Source organism: Marinomonas algae (assembly GCF_047525555.1).
Lineage (GTDB): Bacteria > Pseudomonadota > Gammaproteobacteria > Pseudomonadales > Marinomonadaceae > Marinomonas.
This window is the reverse complement of record NZ_JBLIXK010000006.1, coordinates 98,372-122,338: the sequence shown is the minus strand read 5'-3', so window position 1 is coordinate 122,338 and position 23,967 is coordinate 98,372. Positions and strand designations below refer to the sequence as shown.

Genomic DNA, 23,967 nt, shown 5'->3' with positions numbered 1-23,967 from the left:
TATGTTTAAATGTCGTTACTAATCTTGAATTAAGTTGATGGTATCGAGCGCAATCATTAACTCTTCATTAGTAGGAATAATCCAAACGTTTGTATTGCTGTGCTCAGCAGTAATGTTAGATGATTCACCGCGAGGCGCTTCTGTATTAAGTGTCGAGTCTATATTGATATTAAGCGCTTTTAGATGCTGACAAATAACTTGGCGTAAGTAGCTTGAGTTTTCGCCAATGCCACCCGTAAAGACTAGGTGATCAATACTTTCTAATGTTGTCGCGACACTCGCAAGGTGTTTTGCCGCGCGTGCAGCGAACATATTTAAAGCAAGTAAGGCTTTCTCGTCACCTTTCTCCATGGCTTCTTCTAATGTTCGACAATCGTTAGAGAGCTCGGAAATACCCAACAATCCACTTTCTTTATTGAGAATATCTAAAGCTTCTTGGGCGCTGATGTTTTCAGCTTGTCGAATGAAAGAGATTAGACCTGGATCCAAACTACCAGAGCGAGTGCCCATCATTAGGCCTTCTAAAGGTGTAATCCCCATACTTGTGTCGGATGATTTTCCTTTGTTAATGGCACATACGCTAGCGCCATTGCCTAAGTGAGCAACTAATACGCCTTGCTCATCGCTACCTGGAACTGTTTTGGCCAGTTGCTGGCTAATATAGCGATAACTTGTACCGTGGAACCCATACTTTCTAAAATGATGTTCACGATACAGTTGCATAGGAATAGGGTAGAGGAACTGTTCTGGCTCTAGAGTTTGGTGGAATGCGGTGTCAAAAACTGCTGCTTGAGGAATGCCAGGAAAAAGTTCAAAGGCAACTTCTATGCCTTTTAAGTGTGCTGGATTGTGTAATGGAGCAAATTTGGCGCATTTTTCTATGCCATCAATAACATTTTGGTCGATTAAAACTGACTCACTAAAAGTTTCTCCACCATGGACCACGCGATGCCCTATGCCAACTAAAGAGGATTCAATTTCAGTGTGGGATTTCAGCCACTCTTTAATTTGTGAAACGGCATTTTTGTGGCTGCCATCAGCTAATGAAATTTCGTTTTTTTGCCCTTCATATTTAAAAGTAATGCTACTTCCTGCTGAGCCTAAGCGATCGGCGATTCCTTCCACAAGAGTGGTTTGGCCTGCATTTGCTAAGATGGCAAATTTTAATGAAGAGCTTCCGCAATTGATTACTAAAATACTATCTTTCATGATTTTTCCTGAGATACTCGCAAAGACAGGTCAATTGCCTGAACGTGCTTGGTTAAGGCGCCAATAGAAACAAAGTCGACACCTGTTTCCGCTACTTTTAAAAGATGCTCTTTTGTCATGTTGCCCGATGCTTCAAATTTAACCTGCCCTTTGAATTTTTGGACAGCGGTTGTCATATCATTATAAGAGAAGTTATCGAGCATAATGATGTCTGCGCCTGCTTTTACGGCTAGGGCGACTTCTTCTAAATTTTCAGTTTCAACTTCTATGGTTTTTCCAGGAGCAATGTTCTGCGCCATAGATACGGCGTTTGTAATGGAGCCAGCAGCCATAATATGATTTTCTTTAATAAGAAATGCGTCGTATAAACCAAAGCGATGGTTTTTGCCTCCACCGACAGTGACGGCATATTTTTGAGCCTGTCTCATGCCAGGTATGGTTTTTCGAGTATCTAGAATAGTGAGGTTAGAGTCTGAAACTATTTGGCTGTATTGATGGGTGACGGTCGCGGTGTAAGAAAGTGTTTGCAGAAAATTTAATGCAACTCTTTCGCCTGTTAGTATGGTTCGTGCATGGCCTTTTAATGTTAAAAATGGGCGGTTTGCTTCAATAAGGTCGCCATCTTTATTGTGCCAGTCTAAAGAAATATGGCCTGCTAATTGAGAAAATACTTCATTAACCCATTCTTGGCCGCACAAAATGGCTTCTTCACGACTAATAATCGTCGCTGTGATTTCTTCATTATCAGGAATTAGCTGGGCGGTGATGTCGCCGGAACCTATGTCTTCTTCTAATGCAAAAGCAACTTGCGATCGAATGTGCTCAGATAGAAGAGCGTTCAAAAGAGTCATGTATTATCCTAAATTGGCCAAATCTTAAAATTGTTATTGTAGCTTGATATGCACAATGCGTCAGTGGCGTTTTTTCTATATTTATTGATTTATATACGCTTTATGTTAACTAATGGCCTTTCTATTGGATGTTTCATCTTCTTACTGATAAATATAGATCTTTCTTGTGATGTTATTGAGTCAGATAAATCTAATATATTTTTATCAACCCTGATGAAAATCGTATGATTTGTATTATTATTGTACAAAAATAGAGCTATTCACAAGACTTATTGGTTTGATTTTTTGTGTGAATGTTAGTGTGTGCCTTCTGATTGAGCCATTGTGCCGTAGATATCTCGTCAGATTTTAAGCTGTTTTCGGTAAAGGAAGAAGGCGCAAAAATACTCGTTCATCCTTATTCTTAGCTCAGATGGCTAGGCGATTTGTTGATTAGGTGTTAACCTTACGTCCAAATTAGAAGAGTCGTAGATGAAAAAAAGCTCTTGGAAATGTGAGAGCGTTTAAATTTTGCGGAACTGAGGAAGGCTAAAAAGTTACTCCTCTTAATCTTTTGTTGAATTAAAATTTTTGAATTTTTATGGGCATTTAGACACTCTATTTGTACATGAAAACTTAATCTTGGGCTTGATGAACCAAGCCCAAATTGGAAGCAAGCCGACTATGAAATATTAGTAGTCGATGCAGCGGAAATGACATAAAAACAACAATAGTGACCGCTGGAATAGATAAAACGACGTGTTAGGTGCTATCGAATGACACGTCGCTTTATCTTGGGTTGGCTGGATTTTATGTAAGTAATTATATGAAACCCAATGGTTTGTTTAAGTAGTCACCAGGGCAAAACACAAAAAATCCTTGGTGATTAGTATCTGTTCTAATAGCGGGAGTTATTAACACGATGACTGAGCAGCATATTCTCGAAGACATCGATCCAATTGAAACCAAAGAGTGGGTCGATGCGCTTGAGTCTGTCCTTCGCGAAGAAGGGCCTGAACGCGCGAAATACATTTTAAACCGTTTGACTAGCGAAGCTTCACAAGCTGGCACGTCATTACCTTCGTCAATTACGACGCCTTACTGCAATACAATTGCTCCTCAAGATGAGAAACAATTGCCTGGTGATGTGTTTATGGAGCGAAAAATTCGCTCGATAATCCGCTGGAATGCATTGGCAATGGTTATGAAGGCAAACCGAGAAGATTCCACTTTAGGTGGTCACATCACGAGTTTCTCTTCTGCCGCAACGCTTTATGATATTGGTTTTAACCATTTCTTCCGCGGTAATGATGGAAAGCAAGAAGCAGATATGGTGTTTTTTCAAGGCCATATTTCTCCTGGTATTTACGCGCGCTCTTATATTGAAGGTCGTTTGACTGACGAGCAGCTAGATAACTTCCGCCGAGAAGTGGATGGTAAAGGTCTATCTTCTTACCCACATCCATGGTTAATGCCTGATTACTGGCAGTTCCCAACCGTTTCTATGGGCTTAGGTCCATTGCAAGCTATTTACCAAGCGCACGTTATGAGATATCAACATAACCGTGGCTTGATCGACCAAGGCGACCGTAAAGTATGGGCGTTCTTAGGTGATGGTGAGTGTGATGAGCCAGAATCTTTAGGTGCTATCGCTCTTGCTGGCCGTGAAAAACTAGACAACTTGATTTTCGTTATTAACTGTAACTTACAGCGCCTTGATGGCCCTGTACGTGGTAACTCGAAAATTGTACAAGAGTTGGAAGGTGTGTTCCGCGGCGCTGGATGGAACGTTGTTAAGTGTCTATGGGGCCGTCATTGGGATCCATTGTTTGAAAAAGACACGAAAGGTTTGCTTGTTAAACGTATGAATGAGGTTTGCGATGGCGAACTTCAGAACTACAAAGCAAACGGTGGTGCATATACTCGCGAACATTTCTTTGGCAAATACCCTGAATTGCTAGAAATGGTTAAGGACATGACTGATGAAGAGATTATGAACTTAAACCGCGGTGGTCATGACCCATACAAAGTTTACGCAGCTTACGCTGAAGCGACATCTCACAAAGGTCAACCTACTGTTATCTTGGCTCAAACAGTCAAAGGTTACGGTATGTTTAAAGCGGCTGAAGCGCAAAACACGGCTCACCAAACTAAGAAATTGGATGAAGAGTCTTTGGCTCAATTCCGTGACAAGTTCGGCATTCCAATCAGTGATGAAGAGCTGAAAGATCTGCCTTACTACAAGCCAGCTGAAGACAGCCCAGAGATGCAATACTTGCGCTCACGTCGTAAAGAACTAAGTGGAGATTTCCCAGTTCGTCGCCGTGATTGTGAAGCACTTGAAGTTCCTTCTCTTGAAGCGTTTAAAGCTCAAATTGCAGGCACGAAAGGTCGCGAAATTTCTACCACTATGGCGTTCGTGCGTGCATTGAATGTTATGGTTAAAGATAAGAAGATTGGCGAGCGTGTTGTGCCCATTCTTGCCGATGAAGCTCGTACTTTCGGTATGGAAGGTATGTTCCGTCAGCTAGGTATTTATAGCTGTGAAGGGCAACGTTACACGCCACACGATCATACTCAGGTTATGTTCTACAAAGAGTCTCAAGATGGTCAGATTCTGCAAGAAGGTATCAATGAAGCGGGTGCATTCTCTTCATGGTTAGCGCTAGCAACTTCTTACAGCAACAGCAATCTGCCTATGATTCCTGTTTACATCTACTACTCTATGTTCGGTTTCCAACGTATTGGTGACTTGGCATGGGCGGCTGGTGATTCTCAGGCTCGTGGTTTCTTGATCGGTGCGACAGCAGGTCGTACAACTCTAAATGGTGAAGGTCTACAGCACGAAGATGGTCATTCACACATCCTTGCTGGCACGATTCCAAACTGTATTTCTTATGACCCAACTTATTCATATGAAGTTGCTGTCATTGTACAAGACGGCTTGCGTCGTATGTACCAAGATAAAGAGAGTGTTTTCTATTACTTAACGGTAATGAATGAAAACTATGCTCATGAAGATATGCCAGAAGGCGTTGAAGATGGCATTCTTAAAGGTATGTATAAGCTTAAATCTCATGCTAAGAAAACAAACAAGAAGCAAGTTCAATTACTTGGTTCTGGTGTTATCTTGCGTGAAGTAGAAGCCGCAGCGGAAATTCTGTACGCAGATTACGGTGTGAACTCCGATATTTGGAGTGTCACTTCTTTCAACGAGTTACGTCGTGAAGGTCTTGATGCTAGCCGTTGGAATATGTTGCACCCAGAAGATGAGCCTCGTCAGTCATACGTTGAATCTTGTCTTGAAGGTAAAGGCCCAGTTATTGCGTCTACAGACCACGTTAAGCTTTTTGCTGATCAAATCCGTCCTTTCGTTAAAGGTACGTACAACGTATTAGGTACAGACGGTTTCGGTCGAAGTGATACACGCGCTCAACTACGTCATTTCTTTGAAGTGAATCGTTACTGGGTTGTTGTATCTGCTTTGAGTGCATTGGCGAAAGACGGTGTAGTTGATGCATCTGTAGTTAGCGAAGCTATCGCTAAGTTTGGCTTGGATCCGAATAAGCCAAACCCTGTAACCTGCTAATTACCAAACAAGCTGGGTACCTGACCTAGAGCATCTAGGTCAGGTAAGTTATTAAGTTTGATGCGTCTATAGGACAAAGGAGATTTCTGTGAGTACTGAAATCATTCGAGTACCGGATATTGGCGGTGCGACTGATGTCGAAGTTATTGAGATCAGTGTAAGTGTTGGTGACGTGATTGACGTTGACCAATCTATTATTGTTTTAGAAACAGATAAAGCATCTATGGATGTACCATCTTCTATGGCCGGAAAGGTTGTAAGTATTTCTGTAAAAGAAGGTGATAAAGTTTCTGAAGGCGATGACGTTCTTGTTATTGAAGTAGAAGGTGCTGGATCTGCGCCGGAAGCAAAAGAAGAAGCGGCTCCAGCTGCTGCTCCGGCAACAGCAAGTGCTTCTGTTTCTAGTGAACAGCAAGTAAATGTACCTGATATTGGTGGCTCAACAGACGTTGAGGTTATCGAAGTTTGTGTATCTGAAGGTGATGTGGTTGAAGAAGGTGATTCTTTAATCGTATTGGAAACAGACAAAGCTTCAATGGACATTCCATCTCCTTTCTCAGGAAAAGTAGGTACGATTCAAATTAAAGTAGGCGATACCGTTTCTGAAGGTGCTGCTGTTTTAATGATGGTTACTGAAAGTGCTGGAGACGAAGCTCCTGCTCCTGTTTCAGCGGCACCTGCAGCTGAAGCTGCGGCACCAGTATCTGGTGGCGTTGAAGCAGTTAATGTGCCTGATATCGGTGGTGCTGAAGGCGTTGACGTTATTGAAGTGGCAGTTGCTGTTGGTGATACCGTTTCAGAAGGTGATTCTATTATCGTTCTTGAAACAGACAAAGCATCTATGGAAATACCAGCACCTAAATCAGGTGTTGTTAAATCTCTTTCTATTAAAGAAGGTGATACGGTTTCTGAAGGCGACTTGATTCTTGAGCTTGAAGTGGAGGGCGGTGTATCTGCTCCTGCAGAAGCACCTAAAGCATCTGCTCCAGCAGCGGCGCCAAGTACACCTGTGACATCAGCTCCTGCTAAAGCGGCGGCACCAGTAGATCAATCTGCTGTATTGTCTTCACCTTCCAAAAAGGTTCATGCTGGTCCTGCTGTACGTATGCTGGCTCGTGAATTGGGTGTTGATCTTTCATTGGTTCGTCCTACTGGACCTCGTGGTCGTATTCTTAAAGAAGACTTGCACGCGTACGTGAAAGCAGCTGTTAAGAAAGCTGAATCTGCCCCAGCTGGTGCTGCGGGTGCTGGTTTGCCAACGGTTCCAGATCAAGACTTCGGTAAGTTCGGTGAAGTTGAAGTTGTTAAAATGAGTAAGATTCAGCGTTTAACTGCTGAAAACATGGTACGCAATGCGCTTGTTGTACCTTCTGTTACTCAGTTTGATAAAGCAGATATCTCTGATCTTGAAAGCTTCCGTAAAGGCTTGAAAGGTGAAATGGAAAAACAAGGTGTGAAATTAACACCACTTCCATTCCTAATCAAAGCTGTTGCTCAAGCAATGGTTGCCAACCCAAGCTTCAATGTTTCATTGATGGCTGACGGTGAAAGCTATGTGCAGAAGAAATACGTTCACATTGGTATTGCGGTAGATTCTCCTGCAGGCCTTGTTGTTCCAGTATTGCGTGATGCAGATAAGAAGTCTGTTATTCAGATTGCAAAAGAAGCTGGTGAGCTAATCAAGAAAGCACTTGATAAGCAATTGAAGCCTGCGGATATGCAAGGCGGTTGTTTCACAATCTCTAGCCTTGGTGCAATCGGTGGTACAGGCTTTACGCCAATCGTGAATTGTCCTGAAGTTGGTATTCTAGGTGTTTCTAAAGCGGACATTGAACCGCGTTGGAATGGCAAAGAATTCGAGCCTCGTACAATGTTGCCTCTATGCCTATCTTACGATCATAGAGCGGTAAACGGTGGTGATGCAGGTCGTTTCATGACTTACTTGAATTCATTGTTGAGTGACGTTCGTCGCCTAACACTGTAATTTCAATGAGTTTTAAAAAGCCGCTCTATATGAGCGGCTTTTTTATTGGCTATTGAAATAAGCAATTTTAACATCTATCACTGTGGTCTCCCTTGGCTTTTTAAAAAACAGATAGACTATTAAATCTGGATAAATGTTAGGGAGAGTGAAGTTGTGGAACGTACAGTGCGTGCTTTATTAGGGAGTTAATAGAAAGGCCTGATGTTTGGCCTCACTATTAATTGGTGACTTCAATGGTTTATTTCGTTGAAGGTGATTCCGCTGCTTCATCTTCTTTAATGCGAAGGTAAATTTCTTCACGGTGGACGGCGACACTTTTTGGTGCCTTAATACCTATACGAACTTGATTGCCCTTAACGTCTAGTACTGTAATTTCCGTATCGTCTCCAATATTAATGCTTTCCCCTGTTCTTCGGGTGATGACTAACATAATTCCTATCCTTTGGTTGTTATCGTGTCTAAAAAATACAGTTTTAGCTGTATTTTTGTCAACTGAGTTTAATGTGTAAGGTCTATTTTGATGTAGCAATATTACAGCTTAAATAAACGGCGTAAATAGAACTTTCTAAGCTTTTACACTTTCAAAAGAGCTCGAGCTTCTTTAACAACACCTATAACTTGAATGTCTTTTGTTGCCTCTATCGCATGATAAAGTGGATTTAATGGTTTTAAATACACTCGGCCTGCATCCAACACGAACTTCTTGAAGGTTATCTCATTGCTCTGTAGCACTTTTGCGACAATCAAATCACCGTTTTGAGGTGTAAGACTCGGTTCAACAAAAATGAAATAGCCTTCTGGAACGCTAGATCCAGAAGGTGAGGTCATGTGATCACCTACGACTTTTAACCAAAAAGATTTATCGGATTCGCTATATTCTGTGTACATCCACTTTGTTTGTTCAGTATCAACATTGAATGTAGGCCAATTCGCAGCTTGATCATGTGTAATGACTGGTCGAGCTTGAATTTGGTTTGCTTGAAGAGGTTTTGCTTTCTCGCTCTTGTATTGGGGAATCGACTCTTTGAGTTCAGTATATTCGCCAGACTCTAACCATTCGACATCACATTCTAATGCCTTTGAAAGAGCGACAATTTTACGAGGATTTTGCGTCTTACCATCTTCAATCTTTTGAAGAGATTGTTGGCTAATGCCGACAAGGCTTGCTAACTGCGCTTGAGTTAGTCCAAGTTCGATTCTTTTTTCTTTAACGCGATCAGCAATAGTCATTTGACGATAATTACAACTTTTTCTGTATTTGACAAACAATAAAAACTGTCATCAAATACAGTAAAAGTTGTTAGGAGGGGCTGTATGACAGCTATTGCGAAAGCAATTGAAATTATTGGTAGTCAAACGGCACTTGCAAAAATGCTAGGTGTAAAACAAGCGCATGTATGGAATTGGTTACATATACACAAACGTGCGCCCGCTAAGTATATAAGACGCATATCGCTTGCTACAGAAGGGAAAGTGACAGAAAGTGAGTTATTGCAAGATCACGAGGTGTAATTACCCTGTTTAACTGATTTTTGATTTATTTCTACTCCTATCAAATTCTTTCCTAGGAATACTTAAAAACAATCTCCATATAAAGCACCTTAAAAAGATGTTTTGTTATACAATCCGTTGCGAATTTTATTGTCCTTTTCTTAAATATTATAAGTGTAGTAAGTGACCCCTATGGCGACGAAAGCAACTGTCTATAAAGCATCCGTACAAGTTTCTGATATGGACCGACATCATTACCAAGGATACGACCTGACTCTGGCATTACATCCGTCAGAAACAGAAGAGCGCATGATGGTTCGTTTAGCGGCATTTGCCTTGTTGGCTGATGAAAAAGAAGGGGACGAGCAACTGAGTTTCACCAAAGGCATTAGCACAGAAGACGAGCCAGATTTATGGCAAAAGAATTTCTCTGATGAAGTGCTATTGTGGGTAGAGCTTGGCCAACCTGATGAGAAGCGCCTAAGAAAAGCTTGTGGTCGTGGTCAGCAAGTTGTGGTGGTGAACTACAACGATAAATCCGATATTTGGTGGGATCAAAATAAAGGTAAAACCAGCCGTTTTAACAACCTACGTATTTTGCAATTCCCTGAATCTCAAGTGATTGAACTTTCCAAATTATGCGCGCGTTCTATGCAGCTTAATGTCACAATTCAAGACAATGAAATGTGGATTTCTAGTGAGTTGGGCGAATGCCGATTAACACCAATATGGCGAGGAGAGCAGTAAGCTCCCTCGCTTATGTCTTAAATCCTGTATAGGGCTTATGCTCTATGCAGGTTTTTCTGGAACAAGGCCACGGCTTTTGAGTAACACTCAAGGGCCAATGCTGGGTCGTAACGGTCACCTTCATCACGCATAAAAGCATGTTGTCCATTAAACTCATGCCAGCTAAATAAACGCTCTGTATTCAAGAGTTGCTGGTAAATTTTTTGTCGACCTTCTGTTGGCACATGAGGATCTTGTTTCCCCCACACCATGACTAATTCTCCCTGAATCTCATTTGTGCGAGTGAAAGAGTCATTACCTTCCTGACAAGGAATGGTATTCGAGTGAATGTCTGTAGCATACAAACAGAAAGCCGCTTGTATACGAGGATTTAGTGCCGCACGATAAGCCAAATGACCACCTAAACATACCCCCATAGAACCAAATTGCCCTGTACAATAATCGGCTTTTTCAAAATGCTCGATCATAGCAACAGTGTCACTGTCATGAGACTCTAAAGGTTTGGTGAATTTGTCATCATTGCCTTTGTCTTTACCTTCATCATCGTACGCCAATACAGTGCCAATTGGGTTTAGTTCATGGAATACTTCAGGAACAATCACCACAAAACCATGTCCAGCCATCATCATGGCAGAGCGCGCGATAGGTGCCGTTTGTTGGAAAATTTCAGAATAAAAGAAGATACATGGAAAGCGGCCTTCGGCTTGAGGGCGATAAACCGTGCAACGCATTGTGCCTGTTGGCGTGTTAATATCTTCATCGTGATGTTGAATGATCATGGAATTCCTTAAAGAGAAGGTTATTTTTTATCATGATATTCGACCCTTCAAGTTGTGACAAATATTGAATTGAAAAGAAGAGATCCGCAATATGCGCATTTTACTGCTCAGTGCCTATGAAGCCAGCAGTCATAAAGCTTGGGCTGAAACCTTAATGTCGGGTTTGGCTCATCATGATTGGCACTATTTAGCCTTGCCAGCGCGGCACTTTGCTTGGCGCATACGAGGTAATGCAATGAGCTTTGCCTTTGATCCTGCCTTTAAAGAAACCTTAGAAATACCCTTTGATTTAGTTATCGCCACCTCTATGACCGATTGCGCAGGGTTGAAAGCCTTTTGCCCAGATTTACAAAACATTCCTTGGTTGTTGTACTTCCATGAAAATCAGTTCTCTTACCCAAAAAACAGCCAGCAGCAGGGCATCATTGAAATGCAAATGGTGACGCTTTACAGTGCCTTATCTGCTGACCTATGTGTGTTTAATAGTCAATTTAATCGAACGTCTTTTTTTCAAGGGGCGCGAGCCTTACTGAAAAAGCTTCCTGATTATGTGTCTCCAGATTGGCTGGATAAAACAGAAGAAACCTCTCAGGTGTTAGCAGTTCCTCTGTCGAACGATATTTTTAAAATGGGTGATAAACCCATTGAAAATCATGAAAATCATGACGAAAAGCAGGATAAAAAGCTTAAACTGGTTTGGTCTGCTCGCTGGGAATACGACAAAGGGCCAGAGCGATTATTAGCCATTTTAGAAGAAATGGAAGCACGCCAGATAGATTATGAAATAGCGGTTTTGGGTGAACAATTTCGTTCAGTTCCGAAAGAATTTGAACAGATTAAACAAGGTTTCTCTCATCGCATAAGTCAATTTGGTTTTGCTGAATCGAGGCAAGACTACTTAGACATTTTAGCCTCCTCTGACATGGTGTTATCTACTGCCTTGCATGAATTTCAAGGATTGTCTGTGTTGGAGAGCGTTGCTTTAGGTTGTATCCCCATTTTGCCAAATAGACAGGTTTACCCTGAGTTATTTGGTGACGCTTTCCTCTATGAAAGTGACTTAGACAATGTAAAGAAAGAAGCGAGATCTGCTGTTAAATTGATTGAAAAACATCAAAAAATGATGGCATCAGTTATAGATGTTAGTGGTTTTCAAGAAAGCAGTTTGCTGAAAAAGTACAATGTTTTTTTTGGCGAATTAACAAAAAGCACCATCCGCTGAACTTTTGCTCATAAGCTTAATCAAATACCTTTGATAGTGTTCTAATCGGAGGTGTTATGGCGTTTTTATTGGGTGGAATACGCCACCATGAAATAAAGAAAAATAAGACCATTTTTGCACGAATTCATCAAGATGAAAGCGTCATCACTCATCATTATATTCAGTGTGTTGATCATGTTCTTCATTATGTTTCTTCTCCTCAACTTGCTTCTCAACCAGAAATGAAAAGCAGTGTTGTGTTTGTTCATGGAACACCTGGAAGCTGGGTCAGCTTTTCCCGTTATTTCGAAAATGAAGAGGTTACAAATCATTTTTCAATTCATGCGATTGACCGGCCAGGCTGGGGAGAATCCGGTTACGATAAAGGCCACTTTCCTTATTCCTTGAGTGAGCAATCACGGCTAATCGGGCCAATGTTAGAAGCTATCTGGAAAGCCAATAAGCAACAAAAAATCCTCTTGGTTGGTCATTCATTTGGTGGCTCTTTAGTACCAAAGTTGGCGGTGGATTACCCTCAATATGTCAAAGGGATAATTGTGTTAGCAGGGGACTTGGACCCTGAATTATCGGAAGCCCGTTGGTTCAATAAATTAATGGCTCGTTTACCCAATATTTGTTTCCCAAAGCGTTGGGTAAATTCTAATGAGGAAGTACTAGCTATTCGACCAAGCCTGACACATTTACAAACAGAATTTTCTCAAATATCCATGCCCATTTCTGTGTTACAAGGCCGTCAGGATGGCTTAGTGAGACCAGACAATGCTGTTAAAGCGCCAGACATATTCTCATCGGCCGAAGTGGACGTGATTATGCTGGATGGCGCGAGTCACATCATTAATTTAACTCATGTTTTTGATGTTAAAGAGGCCATTGCTAACATGGCTAAAAAGGCTTAATAAATATATTTAACTCATTGTTTTAAAATAGAAAATAAAAGGATTTAGTGGGCTTTTATATTTTTTCTGTATTTTTGTTTAATTTCAAAAGACGGCTTGTAAAGTAAATTTAAGTCTTTTATGCTGTTTGCAAATTGTCCGTCGGGGTGCCTCGTTTTAGTAGGCTGAGAGATGAAATTTCATTAACCCGGTGAACCTGATCCGATTAGTATCGGCGTAGGGAACGGATGCGATGTTATGCAGTCTTCTTATGCATTTTTTCGTGCACTCATTTCCTATGTCGCCTGATAAAACTGGGTGATATACATGTCTCGTCTTCAAGACAAAACAGCATCAAAAGCAACACCAATTGCGTTAACCATTGCGGGCTCTGATAGCGGCGGTGGCGCAGGAATTCAAGCGGATTTAAAAGCCTTTTCTGCCAATGGTGTCTATGGCGCAAGCGTGCTTACTGCCGTCACTGCACAAAATACACAGGCGGTCACCGCCGTTCATCCTATTCCCATTGATATTGTTACCGCTCAAATTGTCGCTGTGCTTGATGATTTAAATGTTCAAGCCATTAAAATCGGTATGTTGTTCTCAAGTGATTTAGTCATTGCTGTGGCGAATGCCTTACAAGACTTCAAGGGCTTGGTGGTGTTAGATCCTGTGATGATTGCCAAATCTGGCGATGCGCTTTTGCAGGAAGCAGCGGTTAACGCACTCAAATCCGAACTGATTCCACGAGTGGATTTGCTCACACCAAATTACCCAGAAGCCAAAGTCTTGTTAGGTTTATCTCCTCAAGATGCTTTCGATGACAGTCGACTTATTCCCCATGCTTTTGAGTTACTCAAGCTCGGTGCAAAGCATGTTTTGTTGAAAGGGGGGCACGGTGAAAGTGACATCTGTACTGATGTGTTGGTGAGTGAAAATCTAGAGCCAATCACATTTCACGCCCCACGAATCAACACAAAAAACACCCACGGAACAGGCTGTACTTACTCTTCCAGCATTGCCGCTTGGTTAGCCAAAGGCGTGACGATGGCCGGAGCAGTTAAGCAATCTCACTCTTATCTTCATCGGGCGATTGAATGCGCAGACCAATTACACATTGGGTCTGGTCATGGGCCTGTTCACCACTTTCATCGTATGTGGGAAACAGAGAGTCAGTGGGGGAAAAAATGAACGCATTTAAAGATCAAGTCATTGTACTAGGCGCAGGTGTGGCGGGCCTTTGTGTGGCGACGGAATTGGTTGAACGAGGCGTCATTCCAACGGTAATTGATCGTCAATTGGAGCCCGGCCCGGAGTCTTGTTCTTGGTGGGCGGGAGGCATGCTCGCGCCATATTGTGAAGTAGAAAGCGCAGAAGATGCGGTGTTGCATTACGGTAAAAAAGCCGCAGGCTGGTGGCAAAAACATACAGACGTGGTGAAGTATCAAGGCTCATTGGTATTGGCGTTACAGCGAGATCAAGCAGACTTACAGCGTTTTGCAAACCGAACTCAAGCTTACGATGTATTGGATGCAGATGGCATTGCTGAACTTGAGCCTGACTTATCAGGTCGATTCTCCCGAGGCTTGTATTATGGCGAAGAAGCCCATTTGTCTCCACGGAATGCATTGCGTGCATTGAAAAGCAAATTGATACAGCAAGGCGTTGAATTCATTTGCCAAGATGTAGAACCAGAAGTCCTAACCAAAGACGGCTTAGTAATTGACTGTCGTGGCATTCAAGCAAAGCCTGATTTAAATAGTTTGCGTGGTGTGAAAGGCGAAATGCTGATTTTACGTTGCCCAGAAGTGCAACTCACTAGACCCGTACGCTTACTTCATCCTCGTATTCCTTTGTATATCGTCCCCCGTGGAGATGGTGTTTACATGCTAGGTGCCACCATGGTGGAAAGTAGTGCGAAAAAACACGCCACAGCGCGCTCTATCATGGAATTATTAAATGCCGCATACGCACTGAACCCTGCCTTTGGCGAAGCAGAAATTCTCGAAATCGGTGTAGACAGCCGTCCAGCCTTTGCAGACAACCTTCCTCGTATACATAGTCAAGGGCAGATCGTCCGAGCCAATGGCTTATATCGCCATGGTTTTCTGCTCGCGCCAACCTTGGCAAAAATGGTGGCTGATTATCTAGACCAAGGCGTGGAATCCGAATGGTTTGACATAAAAGCGTCTGATACTCAAAAGAGGTCATAAATTTATGAAACATATACAGGTAAATAGCGAAACAGTAACGGTGAAATCGGAACAGCTTTCTGACCTTTTGATTGAGTTAGGTTATGGCGATTCTGTGGTTGCGACCGCTGTAAATGGTGATTTTGTTGCCCAAGGCAATCGAGTCAACACACAAATAAAAGAAGGCGACCGCATTGAAGTGCTTGCCCCAATGCAAGGAGGTTGATGATGAGAGATTTTTACGGCGTGCAATTGGAAACGCCTTTTATGCTAGGAACCGCACAATACCCTTCGCCCGCGATTCTGGCAAAAGCCTTTGAGCAAAGTAAAGCCAGCGTAGCAACGGTTTCACTACGCCGTGAAGCCAGTGGCGACAAAGCAGGGCAAGATTTCTGGCGTTTAATTCAGCAGTTAAACGTGCATGTGCTGCCAAATACAGCCGGTTGTCACACAGTAAAGGAAGCTGTGACTACCGCTCATATGGCGCGGGAAGTCTTTGGAACGTCTTGGATTAAGCTGGAAGTGATAGGTGAGGAAGACACCTTGCAACCAGACGTATTTGGCTTGGTGGAAGCAGCCAAAATCCTCACTGAAGAGGGTTTTCAAGTTTTCCCTTACACCACAGAAGATTTAGTTGTCGCGGATAAACTGGTTAACGCCGGTTGTCGTGTATTGATGCCATGGGGCGCACCGATTGGCTCTGGCATGGGACTAAACAACGTGTTTGGTTTGCGGGCGCTACGGGCGCACTTTCCTGATATTCCATTGGTTGTGGACGCTGGGTTGGGTTTGCCAAGCCAAGCCGCACAAGCCATGGAGCTTGGAATGGATGCCATTTTGCTCAACACCGCCGTCTCCAAAGCAGGCGACCCAGCCATGATGGCAGAAGCCTTTGCCAGTGCGATTCGTGCAGGGCAGTTGGCCGCAAAAGCAGACCCTATGGTGCCACGCGATATGGCATCACCTTCTACGCCTGTCTTAGGCAAAGCTTTTTTGGATTGATGTGATGATAAAACTAAGCCGTTTTTACCCCATTTTTGACAGCAGTGAATGGATAAAACGTTTGGTGCCTCTTGGCATTAAGCTGGTTCAACTACGTATGAAAGATGGCACAGAAGCCCATATACGCGAAGAGATACAAAAAGCCAAAGCGGTTTGCGATCAACATGGTTGTGCTCTTGTGATCAACGATTATTGGCAACTGGCCATCGAACTGGATTGTGAATGGATTCACCTTGGCCAAGAAGATTTGGATACTGCCGACATAGAGAAGATCAAACAAGCAGGGCTGAAAATCGGCATCAGCACCCATGATGAAGAAGAGCTAGCAAGAGCGTGCCAATTGTCGCCAGATTACATTGCCCTTGGGCCTGTTTATCCGACCATTTTGAAGAAGATGAAATGGCACCAACAAGGGCTGGAAAAAGTCACTGAATGGAAAGAAAAAATCGGTCAAACCCCCTTGGTAGGAATTGGGGGCATGTCCGTTGAACGAGCCGAAGGTGCATTTGATGCTGGGGCGGATATTGTCGCCGCCGTAACGGACATTACTTTGCATGAGGACCCAGAAGCGCGAATCAAAGCGTGGCTACAGGCCTGTGCCAATGAATCGGACGAGGTGAGTGCATGAGTCGTTATATACGCCAAACATGCTTACCAGAAGTTGGCGAGACAGGGCAGAAGGCGCTTACTTCGGCCCGAGTTCTTGTGGTTGGTGCGGGTGGTTTAGGCTGCGCTGTACTGCCTTATCTTGTGGCGGCGGGTGTTGGTGAAATCACCTTGGTGGATGGCGATGCGGTGTCTCTTTCTAACTTGCATCGACAAGTCTTGTACCGAGAAGCGGACATTGACTCTCCTAAAGTCGAATGCGCCAAACACCACCTTAATGGACTCAATGATGACAGTGTGATTACCACTCACTTTATCGCCTTAACTCCCAGCAATGTAGCCGCCTTGTGCGATGGTATGGATGTGGTCTTAGACTGTGCAGACAACTTCGCAGCGAGCTATATCTTATCGGATTACTGCCATGATCACGCTCTTAAATTGGTCTCTGCCTCTGCTTTGGGGTTTGAAGGCTATGTGGGCGGGTTTTGTGGTGGTAAACAGTCTTTAAGGGCGGTATTTCCTGAGCTTCCACAGCGAGCAAAAAACTGTTCTACAGCTGGAGTTATGGGGCCAGTAGTTGGTGCCATTGGCAGCTTGCAAGCACAATTCACCCTGAATATTTTATTGAATATTGAACCTTCTCCTCTTGGGCAACTGGTCTCTATGGATCTGCGTAGTTTTCGTCAAAGCCATTTTCGTTTTGATGACGCACCGGAACCATCACCTGAGCATTATTTAGGCTTCATCAGTAAAGAACACATGACCTTCCAAGACTGGGTTATGGATTTACGCTCTATCACTTTAGACGAATTTGAACTGCAACAACTCCAACCAAATACGACACAACGAGCTGTGTTGGTCTGCCGTACAGGGCTGACCGCATGGCGCGCGGCACGGAAATTACAAACTTATTGGCAAGGTGAAATAAGACTGATTGCACTGGGTGACGATCCTCTGTAATGGCTTTTTGACCGCTCAATAAAACTCCCTTAAACCTTTATTAAACAGAATAAAGCGATCATAGATTATGACGAATAAAATACCAGATTATGGAAAAACATTTGCGCTTATGCGAGACGGTTGCGGGCCACAATGGCGTGACTACATTGAGCACGATTTTGTAAAAGGCTTGGCGGATGGCTCTTTGCCACAAGCGTCTTTTTTGCAATATATGGTTCAAGATTACGTTTACCTTGTTCATTACGCTCGCGCTTGGGCTTTAGGTGTGGTGAAAGCGGAATCTCCAGAAGAAATGAAACTGTGCGCCGCCACAGTAGATTCATTGATTAACCACGAGTTTTCCCTACACATTCAAACTTGTGCGGCTCAAGGCATTGATGAAGCCTCTTTGTTCAATGCGAAAGAAGAGTTAGAAACCATCGCTTACACCCGTTATGTGTTGGACTCTGGCTTGCAAGGGGACTTCCTCGATTTGATCTTAGCTCTTGCGCCTTGTGCGTTCGGTTATGGTGAAATCGGCTTGCGTTTAAAAGAGAGCGTTTATGAAGGTCACCCTTATGAAAAATGGATTAATACCTACTGCGGTGACGCCTTTCAAGAAGTGTGTGTTGAAGTAGGCCGATTAGTCGATATGGCGATCAGCACTCGCATTGGCGACAACCCAACACAAAGCCCTCGCTGGGCGAAAATGCAAGAGCGTTTTACCAAGGCGGTGGAGCTTGAGGCCGAGTTTTGGGGAATGGGTTTTAGAGCCGGAAACAAAGGAGCAGATAAAAAAGGAGAGAAACATGCTTGATTCACAAACAGCCATTATTTGGCTTGTAATATTTGCAGCGATCTTTGCTGTGGTGGGATTATTATTTGCACGCCGTCATCAAGAAGGTTTGGAAGACTTTATTGTGGCCCGTAATAGCCAAACTAGCCAAGCAACGTTGCTGACCTTGTTGGCAACTACTATGGGGACTTGGGTGTTATTTGGCCCTGCTGAATCGGCGACTTGGGGCGGTGTTGGTGCCATCTTAGGTTATGCACTGGGCGTGCTGATTCCAAGTTTCGTGATGATTCCTCTAGGTGCAAGAATTCGCCAATTGATGCCGAAAGGTCATACATTAACTGAGTTCGTTTATGCTCGTTATGGCCGTAGTGTCTATGTTGTTGTGCTCTTTATCATGCTGTTCTATTTGTTTATCAGCCTTACCGCTGGGCTAACAGGTATTGCTCAAATGGTTGCCTTGTTAGCACCTGTACCGCTTTGGGTGACGGCCAGCATTGTGATGTTGTCTACCTTACTTTATACCTTGTACGGTGGCTTAAAAGTGACTATTTTTACTGACCGTATTCAGATGCTTGTTATCTTGCCTTTTATCTTATTTATTCTGTTTTTAGGTTGGCAAGCAACGGGTGGTATTGCACCTGTGATTGAAGGTTTGCAAGAAAAAGCTCCTCATTTACTGAATCCATTCAATAGTACTGGTATAGAAACGGGTGTGACTTTCTTTTTAGCTGTGTGTTTGACTGGCTTATTTTATCAAGGAACATGGCAGCGTATCTTTGCCGCGAAAGACAATAAAGCGATTCGCAATGGCTTCATTTTTAGTGGCCTAATTAGTTTTCCTATTATTTTAGCGCTGGGCTTATTTGGTTTGGCATTTGTTGGCTTATCTGTACCTGGTACAGGTTCCACTGCTTTATTCAGTGTGATGCTAGGTAATGCGCCTTATTGGTTATTGATTGGTATGATTTTCTTTGGCTTGGCGTTAATTATGAGCAGTGCAGACTCTACTATCAGTGGTTTTCATAGCTTATTTATTATCGATTTAAACCGAATTTTACCTAAGCTTGAGGAAAGTAAGTTGGTTGTAGCATCTCGCTGGCTGATTGTTGTGATTTCGGTTTTGGCGTTGATCGTGGCATCCAAAGGGTTCAGCATTTTGTATCTTTTCTTGCTGGCGGATTTACTCTGCTGCGCCGCGGCGTTCCCTGTGTTTTTCGGGTTCTACAATGCTCGTTACCAAAGCTACCAAGCATTATTGAGTTTGATTGGTGGTTTGGTAGCCGGTTTTATTTACTTCCCATTACCAGGTGAACCGATTGCCTTTTTGTATGAGTCTTTCCTATTGGCGACACTGGTGCCCGTAGCAATATCTCTAGTGTTACTTATATTACCGAGTAGAACAGTGTTCGATTTCTCATTGATCACACAGACAATCAAAAAGCTAAGTAATTAACCTGTGTTGTCTGGTTTGAAAAGCACATTGGCTCTAGAGCTGATGTGCTTTTTTTATAGAAACGGCGTATAAAATAATAGATAGCTCTGATTGAGATAGATTAGACTTTTTATTTGGCGGACATATGAAGATAACAGGTAAATCCAAACTTTTAGCCATTATTGGCGATCCTATTTTTCAGGTGAAAACCCCAATAATGGCCAATGAGCGATTGGCTGAATTAGGGTGTTTGGGGCAATATGTTCTGATGCCAATGGAAGTACACTCATCCGATTTAATTAGGTGTGTTGAAGGATTAAGGAAGATAAAAAACTTCTCGGGGGCCGTGATCACCATGCCTCATAAAAAAGCGATTGTGCCTCTATTGGACGACATCATGCCAGAAGCAGAGATTGTTGGGGCTGTTAATACTGTTTTTTATCATGCGAATGGGCGCTTACAAGGGACTATTTTAGACGGTGAAGGCTTTGTTCACGGCTTGATTAATGAAGGTTATACAGTCTCTGGCAGCCATTGTGTTTTGGCTGACGCAGGAGGTGCCGCTTCTGCTATTGCGTTTTCTCTGCTAAAACAGGGTTGTGACCGTTTGTATGTTCAAAATAGAACCCAAGCAAAAGCCATTGAACTGGTAAAACGGTTAAAGCGAACTTTTCCAGAAAAGAATATTCAAGCTTATGTGCCTGACAACCAGATGTTTGATATAGCCATTAATGGAACCAAACTAGGTATGTCAGAAGAAGATGATTTGCCATTTTCTGAATCCATTATTCAACGAAGTAATCTCATTGCTGAATGTGTTCTTGCACCGGATATGACCAAGTTATTAATGACGGCTAAAGCTTCTGGAAAGCAGATACACAAAGGTAAGCATATGCTTCAAGCTCAATTAGACTTAATGTTACGTTTTATGGGAGTGGATCTATAGGGTTGAGGCTTATCGCACAGAAGATTCATTGATATACCAGGTTTTATCTTTGCAATGAATACCAATGGTGATTAAGGCTTCGCGTTTTTCATAAATTCCTTTCCAAACGAATCGTAAGCTGGTGGCAGCATCATAAATAGGATGACCTTGCAGCATGCCAAAGTATTCGTAACTTAAGTTTGCACCATTTCTGTTTTGCATCTCTTTAATGTCGCTTTCAAATTGTTCTTTGGAAAAGTTGACCAGATGCTTTGCTTCATAGTGTTTGATAAAAAGGGCGTAATTCTCTGTGTCGTCCGCTTCTAGCATTTCTTGCAGGAAGTTTTCAGCGATGGTTTTTTCCTTTAAATATTCAGTCACCATGATTCCTTTAAATGAGTTAAACCATGTGTATTATGCAATAAAAAAGCCCCACTTTAAGCAAAGTGAGGCTTTTAAAGTATTTTAATTAGCACAAGGCTATTTTAAAAACTAAACATTAACCGCAGAAATTAGCTCTGGTGCTGTACTCATTTCTTCAAGTGGTGGCGCGAAGTCCGTCAACTTGATACCTTCTACAGCTGCTTTGTATTCATCCATAGTTGGGAAGCGTCCCAATACAGTTGAAAGAACAACCAAAGGAGTAGAACCTAGTAGAGATTCACCTTTCTTCTCTGCAGAGTCAGCTACTACACGGCCTTGGAACAAGCGAGTAGAAGTCGCTAGAACCGTATCACCTGGTTCTGCTTTCTCTTGGTTACCCATACATAGGTTACAGCCAGGGCGCTCTAGGTACAGAATGTTTTCGTATTTAGTACGAGCTTCGCCTTTTGGTTTAGAATCGTCAAATTCAAAACCTGCGTATTTAGCAAGGATTTCCCAATCGCCTTCCGCTTTTAGCTCATCAACGATGTTGTATGTTGGTGGAGCAACAACCAGTGGCGCTTTGAACGCTACGCTGCCGTTTTGCTTCTCAATGTTGCGTAGCATTTGAGCGATGATTTGCATGTCGCCCTTGTGCACCATACAAGAACCAACGAAGCCTAGATCTACAGGTTTGTTTTCGTAGAAAGAAACTTGGCGGATTACGTCGTGAGTGTAACGCTTAGACACATCGTCATTGTTTACATCTGGATCGGCAATCATTGGCTCAACGATTTCGTCTAGATCAACAACCACTTCTGCGTAGTATTTCGCATTGTTGTCTGGAGAAAGTGCTGGTTGCTCGCCAGATTTGATGCCAGCAATACGTTTATCAGCAAGAGCAATTAGACCATGAAGTGTTTTCGCTTCATTTTCCATGCCTTTGTTGATCATGATTTGAATACGTTTTTTCGCTAACTCAAGAGATTGAATCAAAGTCTCATCTTGGGAAATACAGATAGAAGCTTTCGCTTTCATTTCTGCAGTCCAGTCAGTGAAAGTGAAGGCTTGGTCGGCAAGCAATGTACCGATGTGTACTTCGATAACGCGACCTTGGAAAACGTTTTCGCCGCCAAATTGCTTAAGCATTTGTGCTTGAGTTGCGTGTACAACGTCACGGAAGTCCATGTGATCCTTCATAGTACCTTTAAAGGTAACTTTTACAGAATCAGGGATCGGCATAGTTGCTTCACCTGTTGCTAGTGCTAATGCAACTGTTCCTGAGTCGGCACCGAATGCAACACCTTTAGACATACGAGTATGGGAGTCACCACCAATGATGATCGCAGTATCATCTACAGTAATGTCATTCAATACTTTGTGAATAACGTCTGTCATTGGAGGGTAAACGCCTTTAGGGTCACGCGCAGTGATCAAACCAAACTTATTCATGAAAGACATAAGTTTTGGAATGTTCGCTTGTGCTTTAGAGTCCCAAACAGACGCTGTGTGACAGCCTGACTGATAAGCGCCATCAACACTTGGAGAAATAACGGTTGCAGCCATTGACTCAAGTTCTTGAGAAGTCATCAAACCAGTTGTGTCTTGAGAACCAACAATATTCACTTTAACACGAACGTCAGAACCAGCATGAAGAGGGCGGTCAGAGCTTACGCCAACAGCATTTTTGTTGAAGATTTTCTCAACAGCCGTTAGACCTTGGTCATCATGAGAGATTTCTTTCGCTGGAGCGAAAACAGCTGGAATTGGCATGCCTAGTGTTTCAGCAGCAAACGTTTGTAGTTTCTTACCGAATACAACTGCGTATGAACCACCGGCTTTCATGAACTCAACTTGTTGAGGTGTGAAAGCAGAAGAAACGTCAACTAGCTCTTTGTCGCCGTTGTAAAGTTTCTTTTTCTTCGTGTCGATTGTTAGAACAGTACCTGTTTCTACAGAGTACGCTTGTTCAAGAACCGCATCGCCATTTGCATCAACAACTGTGTTGCCATTTTCGTCTACTTTCTTAACCCAGTTTTTAAGGTCTAAACCGATACCGCCAGTTACACCAACAGTCGTTAAGAAGATAGGAGAGATACCATTTGTACCTGCAACAACAGGCGCAAAGTTAACGAATGGGATGTATGGGCTAGCTTGCTTACCTGCCCAAAGTGCAACGTTGTTCACACCAGACATACGGGAAGAACCTACACCCATTGTGCCTTTTTCTGCGATAAGCATCACTTTCGCGTTAGGGTGTTTCGCTTGCAATGCTTTGATTTCTGCCTGAGCTTCAGGAGTGATCATGCATTTACCATGAAGTTCACGGTCAGAACGAGAGTGAGCTTGGTTGCCAGGAGAAAGTAAGTCAGTAGAGATATCGCCTTCTGCAGCGATGTAGGTAACAACTTCAATTTTCTCATCGATTTCAGGAAGTTTAGTGAAGAACTCAGCTTGCGCGTAGCTTTCAAGAACGTCTTTAGCGATCGCGTTGCCTGCTTTGTAAGCCGCTTCAAGGCGTTCCATATCTGCTTCGTATAGGAATACTTGAGTCTTTAAAACTTCAGCAGATGGTTTAGCAACTGCTGCGTCATCAGACAGTGCAAGGTCAATCAAGGCTTCTACAGAAGGGCCGCCTTTCATGTGAGACAGTTGCTCTAGAGCGAATTCAGGAGTGATTTCAGCAACCGTTTCTTCGCCTAAAATGATTTCTTTAAGGAACTTAGCCTTAACAACAGCGGCACTGGTTGTACCTGGCAAAGTGTTGTAGATAAAGAAGTTAAGAGAATCTTCGCGATATTGATTCCCTGTATCTTTAATTTGCTCAATAATTTCCGCTAAAAGGTCAGCGCCGTCAATTGGTTTAGGATGCAGGTCTTGACCTTTTCGCTCTTCAATTTCTTTTAAGTACTCTAAATACAGGCTCATTTGCACCTCGGAATGATGGTTAATGTTATTTTCTATCAAAAGGGAGAGGAGTTGGTTT

General features: G+C 42.9%; 22 protein-coding genes and 1 riboswitch. Of the genes, 15 read left to right on the top strand and 7 right to left on the bottom strand.

The genetic code is table 11. From position 1 onward, the window contains the following. Positions 1-18: 18 nt before the first annotated feature. Positions 19-1,209 carry an acetate/propionate family kinase gene (locus tag ACMUMQ_RS10330; protein ID WP_414681910.1) on the bottom strand — a complete coding sequence of 397 codons (1,191 nt, stop codon included), beginning with the start codon at positions 1,207-1,209 and terminating at the stop codon, positions 19-21. Next, positions 1,206-2,060, bottom strand: a complete 855-nt coding sequence (gene nadC, locus ACMUMQ_RS10325) for a carboxylating nicotinate-nucleotide diphosphorylase (RefSeq protein WP_414681909.1) — start codon at positions 2,058-2,060, stop codon at positions 1,206-1,208. Before nadC ends, ACMUMQ_RS10330 begins: the two co-directional genes overlap by 4 nt. Positions 2,061-2,961: 901 nt before the next feature. Here nadC and aceE point away from each other — a divergent pair. Together aceE and aceF are read left to right on the top strand one after the other, a co-directional pair. Further along, complete coding sequence (gene aceE / locus ACMUMQ_RS10320; RefSeq protein ID WP_414681908.1) at positions 2,962-5,628, top strand: pyruvate dehydrogenase (acetyl-transferring), homodimeric type; 2,667 nt, start codon at positions 2,962-2,964, stop codon at positions 5,626-5,628. A gap of 88 nt (positions 5,629-5,716) precedes the next feature. Continuing rightward, positions 5,717-7,612 carry a dihydrolipoyllysine-residue acetyltransferase gene (gene aceF, locus ACMUMQ_RS10315; protein WP_414681907.1) on the top strand — a complete coding sequence of 632 codons (1,896 nt, stop codon included), beginning with the start codon at positions 5,717-5,719 and terminating at the stop codon, positions 7,610-7,612. A gap of 238 nt (positions 7,613-7,850) precedes the next feature. Here aceF and csrA read toward each other — a convergent pair whose 3' ends face one another. Together csrA and ACMUMQ_RS10305 are read right to left on the bottom strand one after the other, a co-directional pair. Continuing rightward, positions 7,851-8,042, bottom strand: coding sequence for a carbon storage regulator CsrA (gene csrA / locus ACMUMQ_RS10310; protein WP_414681905.1), 192 nt, complete (start codon positions 8,040-8,042; stop codon positions 7,851-7,853). A gap of 143 nt (positions 8,043-8,185) precedes the next feature. Then, the gene (locus ACMUMQ_RS10305; protein ID WP_414681904.1) at positions 8,186-8,842 is read right to left on the bottom strand and encodes a LexA family protein; all 657 of its coding nucleotides are present in this window, start codon (positions 8,840-8,842) and stop codon (positions 8,186-8,188) included. Positions 8,843-8,926: 84 nt separating this feature from the next. Between ACMUMQ_RS10305 and ACMUMQ_RS10300 the strand changes: the two genes are divergently transcribed. After that, on the top strand, positions 8,927-9,124 hold the full coding sequence (locus ACMUMQ_RS10300; RefSeq protein WP_414681903.1) for a helix-turn-helix domain-containing protein: 198 nt from the start codon (positions 8,927-8,929) through the stop codon (positions 9,122-9,124). Positions 9,125-9,295: 171 nt separating this feature from the next. Further along, on the top strand, positions 9,296-9,850 hold the full coding sequence (locus ACMUMQ_RS10295) for a YaeQ family protein (RefSeq protein ID WP_414681902.1): 555 nt from the start codon (positions 9,296-9,298) through the stop codon (positions 9,848-9,850). Positions 9,851-9,885: 35 nt separating this feature from the next. Here the strand turns inward: ACMUMQ_RS10295 and ACMUMQ_RS10290 are convergent, their stop codons facing one another. Beyond that, complete coding sequence (locus ACMUMQ_RS10290; RefSeq protein ID WP_414681901.1) at positions 9,886-10,629, bottom strand: dienelactone hydrolase family protein; 744 nt, start codon at positions 10,627-10,629, stop codon at positions 9,886-9,888. Between the two features lie 91 nt (positions 10,630-10,720). Here ACMUMQ_RS10290 and ACMUMQ_RS10285 point away from each other — a divergent pair, with 91 nt between their 5' ends. The 11 genes from ACMUMQ_RS10285 to ACMUMQ_RS10235 all read left to right on the top strand — a co-directional run bounded on the left by ACMUMQ_RS10285 (position 10,721) and on the right by ACMUMQ_RS10235 (position 20,639). Then, positions 10,721-11,851 carry a tRNA-queuosine alpha-mannosyltransferase domain-containing protein gene (locus tag ACMUMQ_RS10285; protein WP_414681900.1) on the top strand — a complete coding sequence of 377 codons (1,131 nt, stop codon included), beginning with the start codon at positions 10,721-10,723 and terminating at the stop codon, positions 11,849-11,851. Positions 11,852-11,907: 56 nt separating this feature from the next. Continuing rightward, positions 11,908-12,747 carry an alpha/beta fold hydrolase gene (locus tag ACMUMQ_RS10280; protein WP_414681899.1) on the top strand — a complete coding sequence of 280 codons (840 nt, stop codon included), beginning with the start codon at positions 11,908-11,910 and terminating at the stop codon, positions 12,745-12,747. Between the two features lie 132 nt (positions 12,748-12,879). Continuing rightward, a riboswitch (TPP riboswitch) is annotated at positions 12,880-12,987 on the top strand. Positions 12,988-13,053: 66 nt separating this feature from the next. Beyond that, positions 13,054-13,917, top strand: coding sequence for a bifunctional hydroxymethylpyrimidine kinase/phosphomethylpyrimidine kinase (thiD, locus tag ACMUMQ_RS10275; protein WP_414681898.1), 864 nt, complete (start codon positions 13,054-13,056; stop codon positions 13,915-13,917). Then, the gene (thiO, locus tag ACMUMQ_RS10270) at positions 13,914-14,939 is read left to right on the top strand and encodes a glycine oxidase ThiO (protein ID WP_414681897.1); all 1,026 of its coding nucleotides are present in this window, start codon (positions 13,914-13,916) and stop codon (positions 14,937-14,939) included. The genes thiD and thiO overlap by 4 nt, the downstream gene beginning before the upstream one ends. 4 nt (positions 14,940-14,943) lie before the next feature. Continuing rightward, positions 14,944-15,144, top strand: a complete 201-nt coding sequence (gene thiS, locus ACMUMQ_RS10265; RefSeq protein WP_414681896.1) for a sulfur carrier protein ThiS — start codon at positions 14,944-14,946, stop codon at positions 15,142-15,144. Beyond that, positions 15,144-15,920 (top strand): thiazole synthase, encoded by a 777-nt coding sequence (locus tag ACMUMQ_RS10260; RefSeq protein WP_414681895.1) that lies wholly within the window; start codon positions 15,144-15,146, stop codon positions 15,918-15,920. Before thiS ends, ACMUMQ_RS10260 begins: the two co-directional genes overlap by 1 nt. A gap of 4 nt (positions 15,921-15,924) precedes the next feature. Next, positions 15,925-16,548, top strand: coding sequence for a thiamine phosphate synthase (locus ACMUMQ_RS10255; RefSeq protein ID WP_414681894.1), 624 nt, complete (start codon positions 15,925-15,927; stop codon positions 16,546-16,548). After that, positions 16,545-17,486 carry a HesA/MoeB/ThiF family protein gene (locus tag ACMUMQ_RS10250; protein WP_414681893.1) on the top strand — a complete coding sequence of 314 codons (942 nt, stop codon included), beginning with the start codon at positions 16,545-16,547 and terminating at the stop codon, positions 17,484-17,486. The genes ACMUMQ_RS10255 and ACMUMQ_RS10250 overlap by 4 nt, the downstream gene beginning before the upstream one ends. Before the next feature lie 67 nt (positions 17,487-17,553). After that, positions 17,554-18,282: a thiaminase II gene (gene tenA, locus ACMUMQ_RS10245; protein WP_414681892.1), complete on the top strand. Its 729-nt coding sequence runs from the start codon at positions 17,554-17,556 to the stop codon at positions 18,280-18,282. Further along, positions 18,275-19,714 carry a sodium:solute symporter family transporter gene (locus ACMUMQ_RS10240; RefSeq protein WP_414681891.1) on the top strand — a complete coding sequence of 480 codons (1,440 nt, stop codon included), beginning with the start codon at positions 18,275-18,277 and terminating at the stop codon, positions 19,712-19,714. The genes tenA and ACMUMQ_RS10240 overlap by 8 nt, the downstream gene beginning before the upstream one ends. 124 nt (positions 19,715-19,838) lie before the next feature. Next, on the top strand, positions 19,839-20,639 hold the full coding sequence (locus ACMUMQ_RS10235; RefSeq protein WP_414681890.1) for a shikimate dehydrogenase family protein: 801 nt from the start codon (positions 19,839-19,841) through the stop codon (positions 20,637-20,639). A 9-nt stretch (positions 20,640-20,648) separates the two neighbouring features. On the opposite strand, the gene ACMUMQ_RS10230 is transcribed toward ACMUMQ_RS10235, so the two are convergent. Together ACMUMQ_RS10230 and ACMUMQ_RS10225 are read right to left on the bottom strand one after the other, a co-directional pair. After that, positions 20,649-20,999, bottom strand: coding sequence for a hypothetical protein (locus ACMUMQ_RS10230; RefSeq protein ID WP_414681889.1), 351 nt, complete (start codon positions 20,997-20,999; stop codon positions 20,649-20,651). Positions 21,000-21,110: 111 nt separating this feature from the next. Then, positions 21,111-23,909, bottom strand: coding sequence for a bifunctional aconitate hydratase 2/2-methylisocitrate dehydratase (locus ACMUMQ_RS10225; protein ID WP_414681888.1), 2,799 nt, complete (start codon positions 23,907-23,909; stop codon positions 21,111-21,113). Positions 23,910-23,967: the final 58 nt, after the last annotated feature.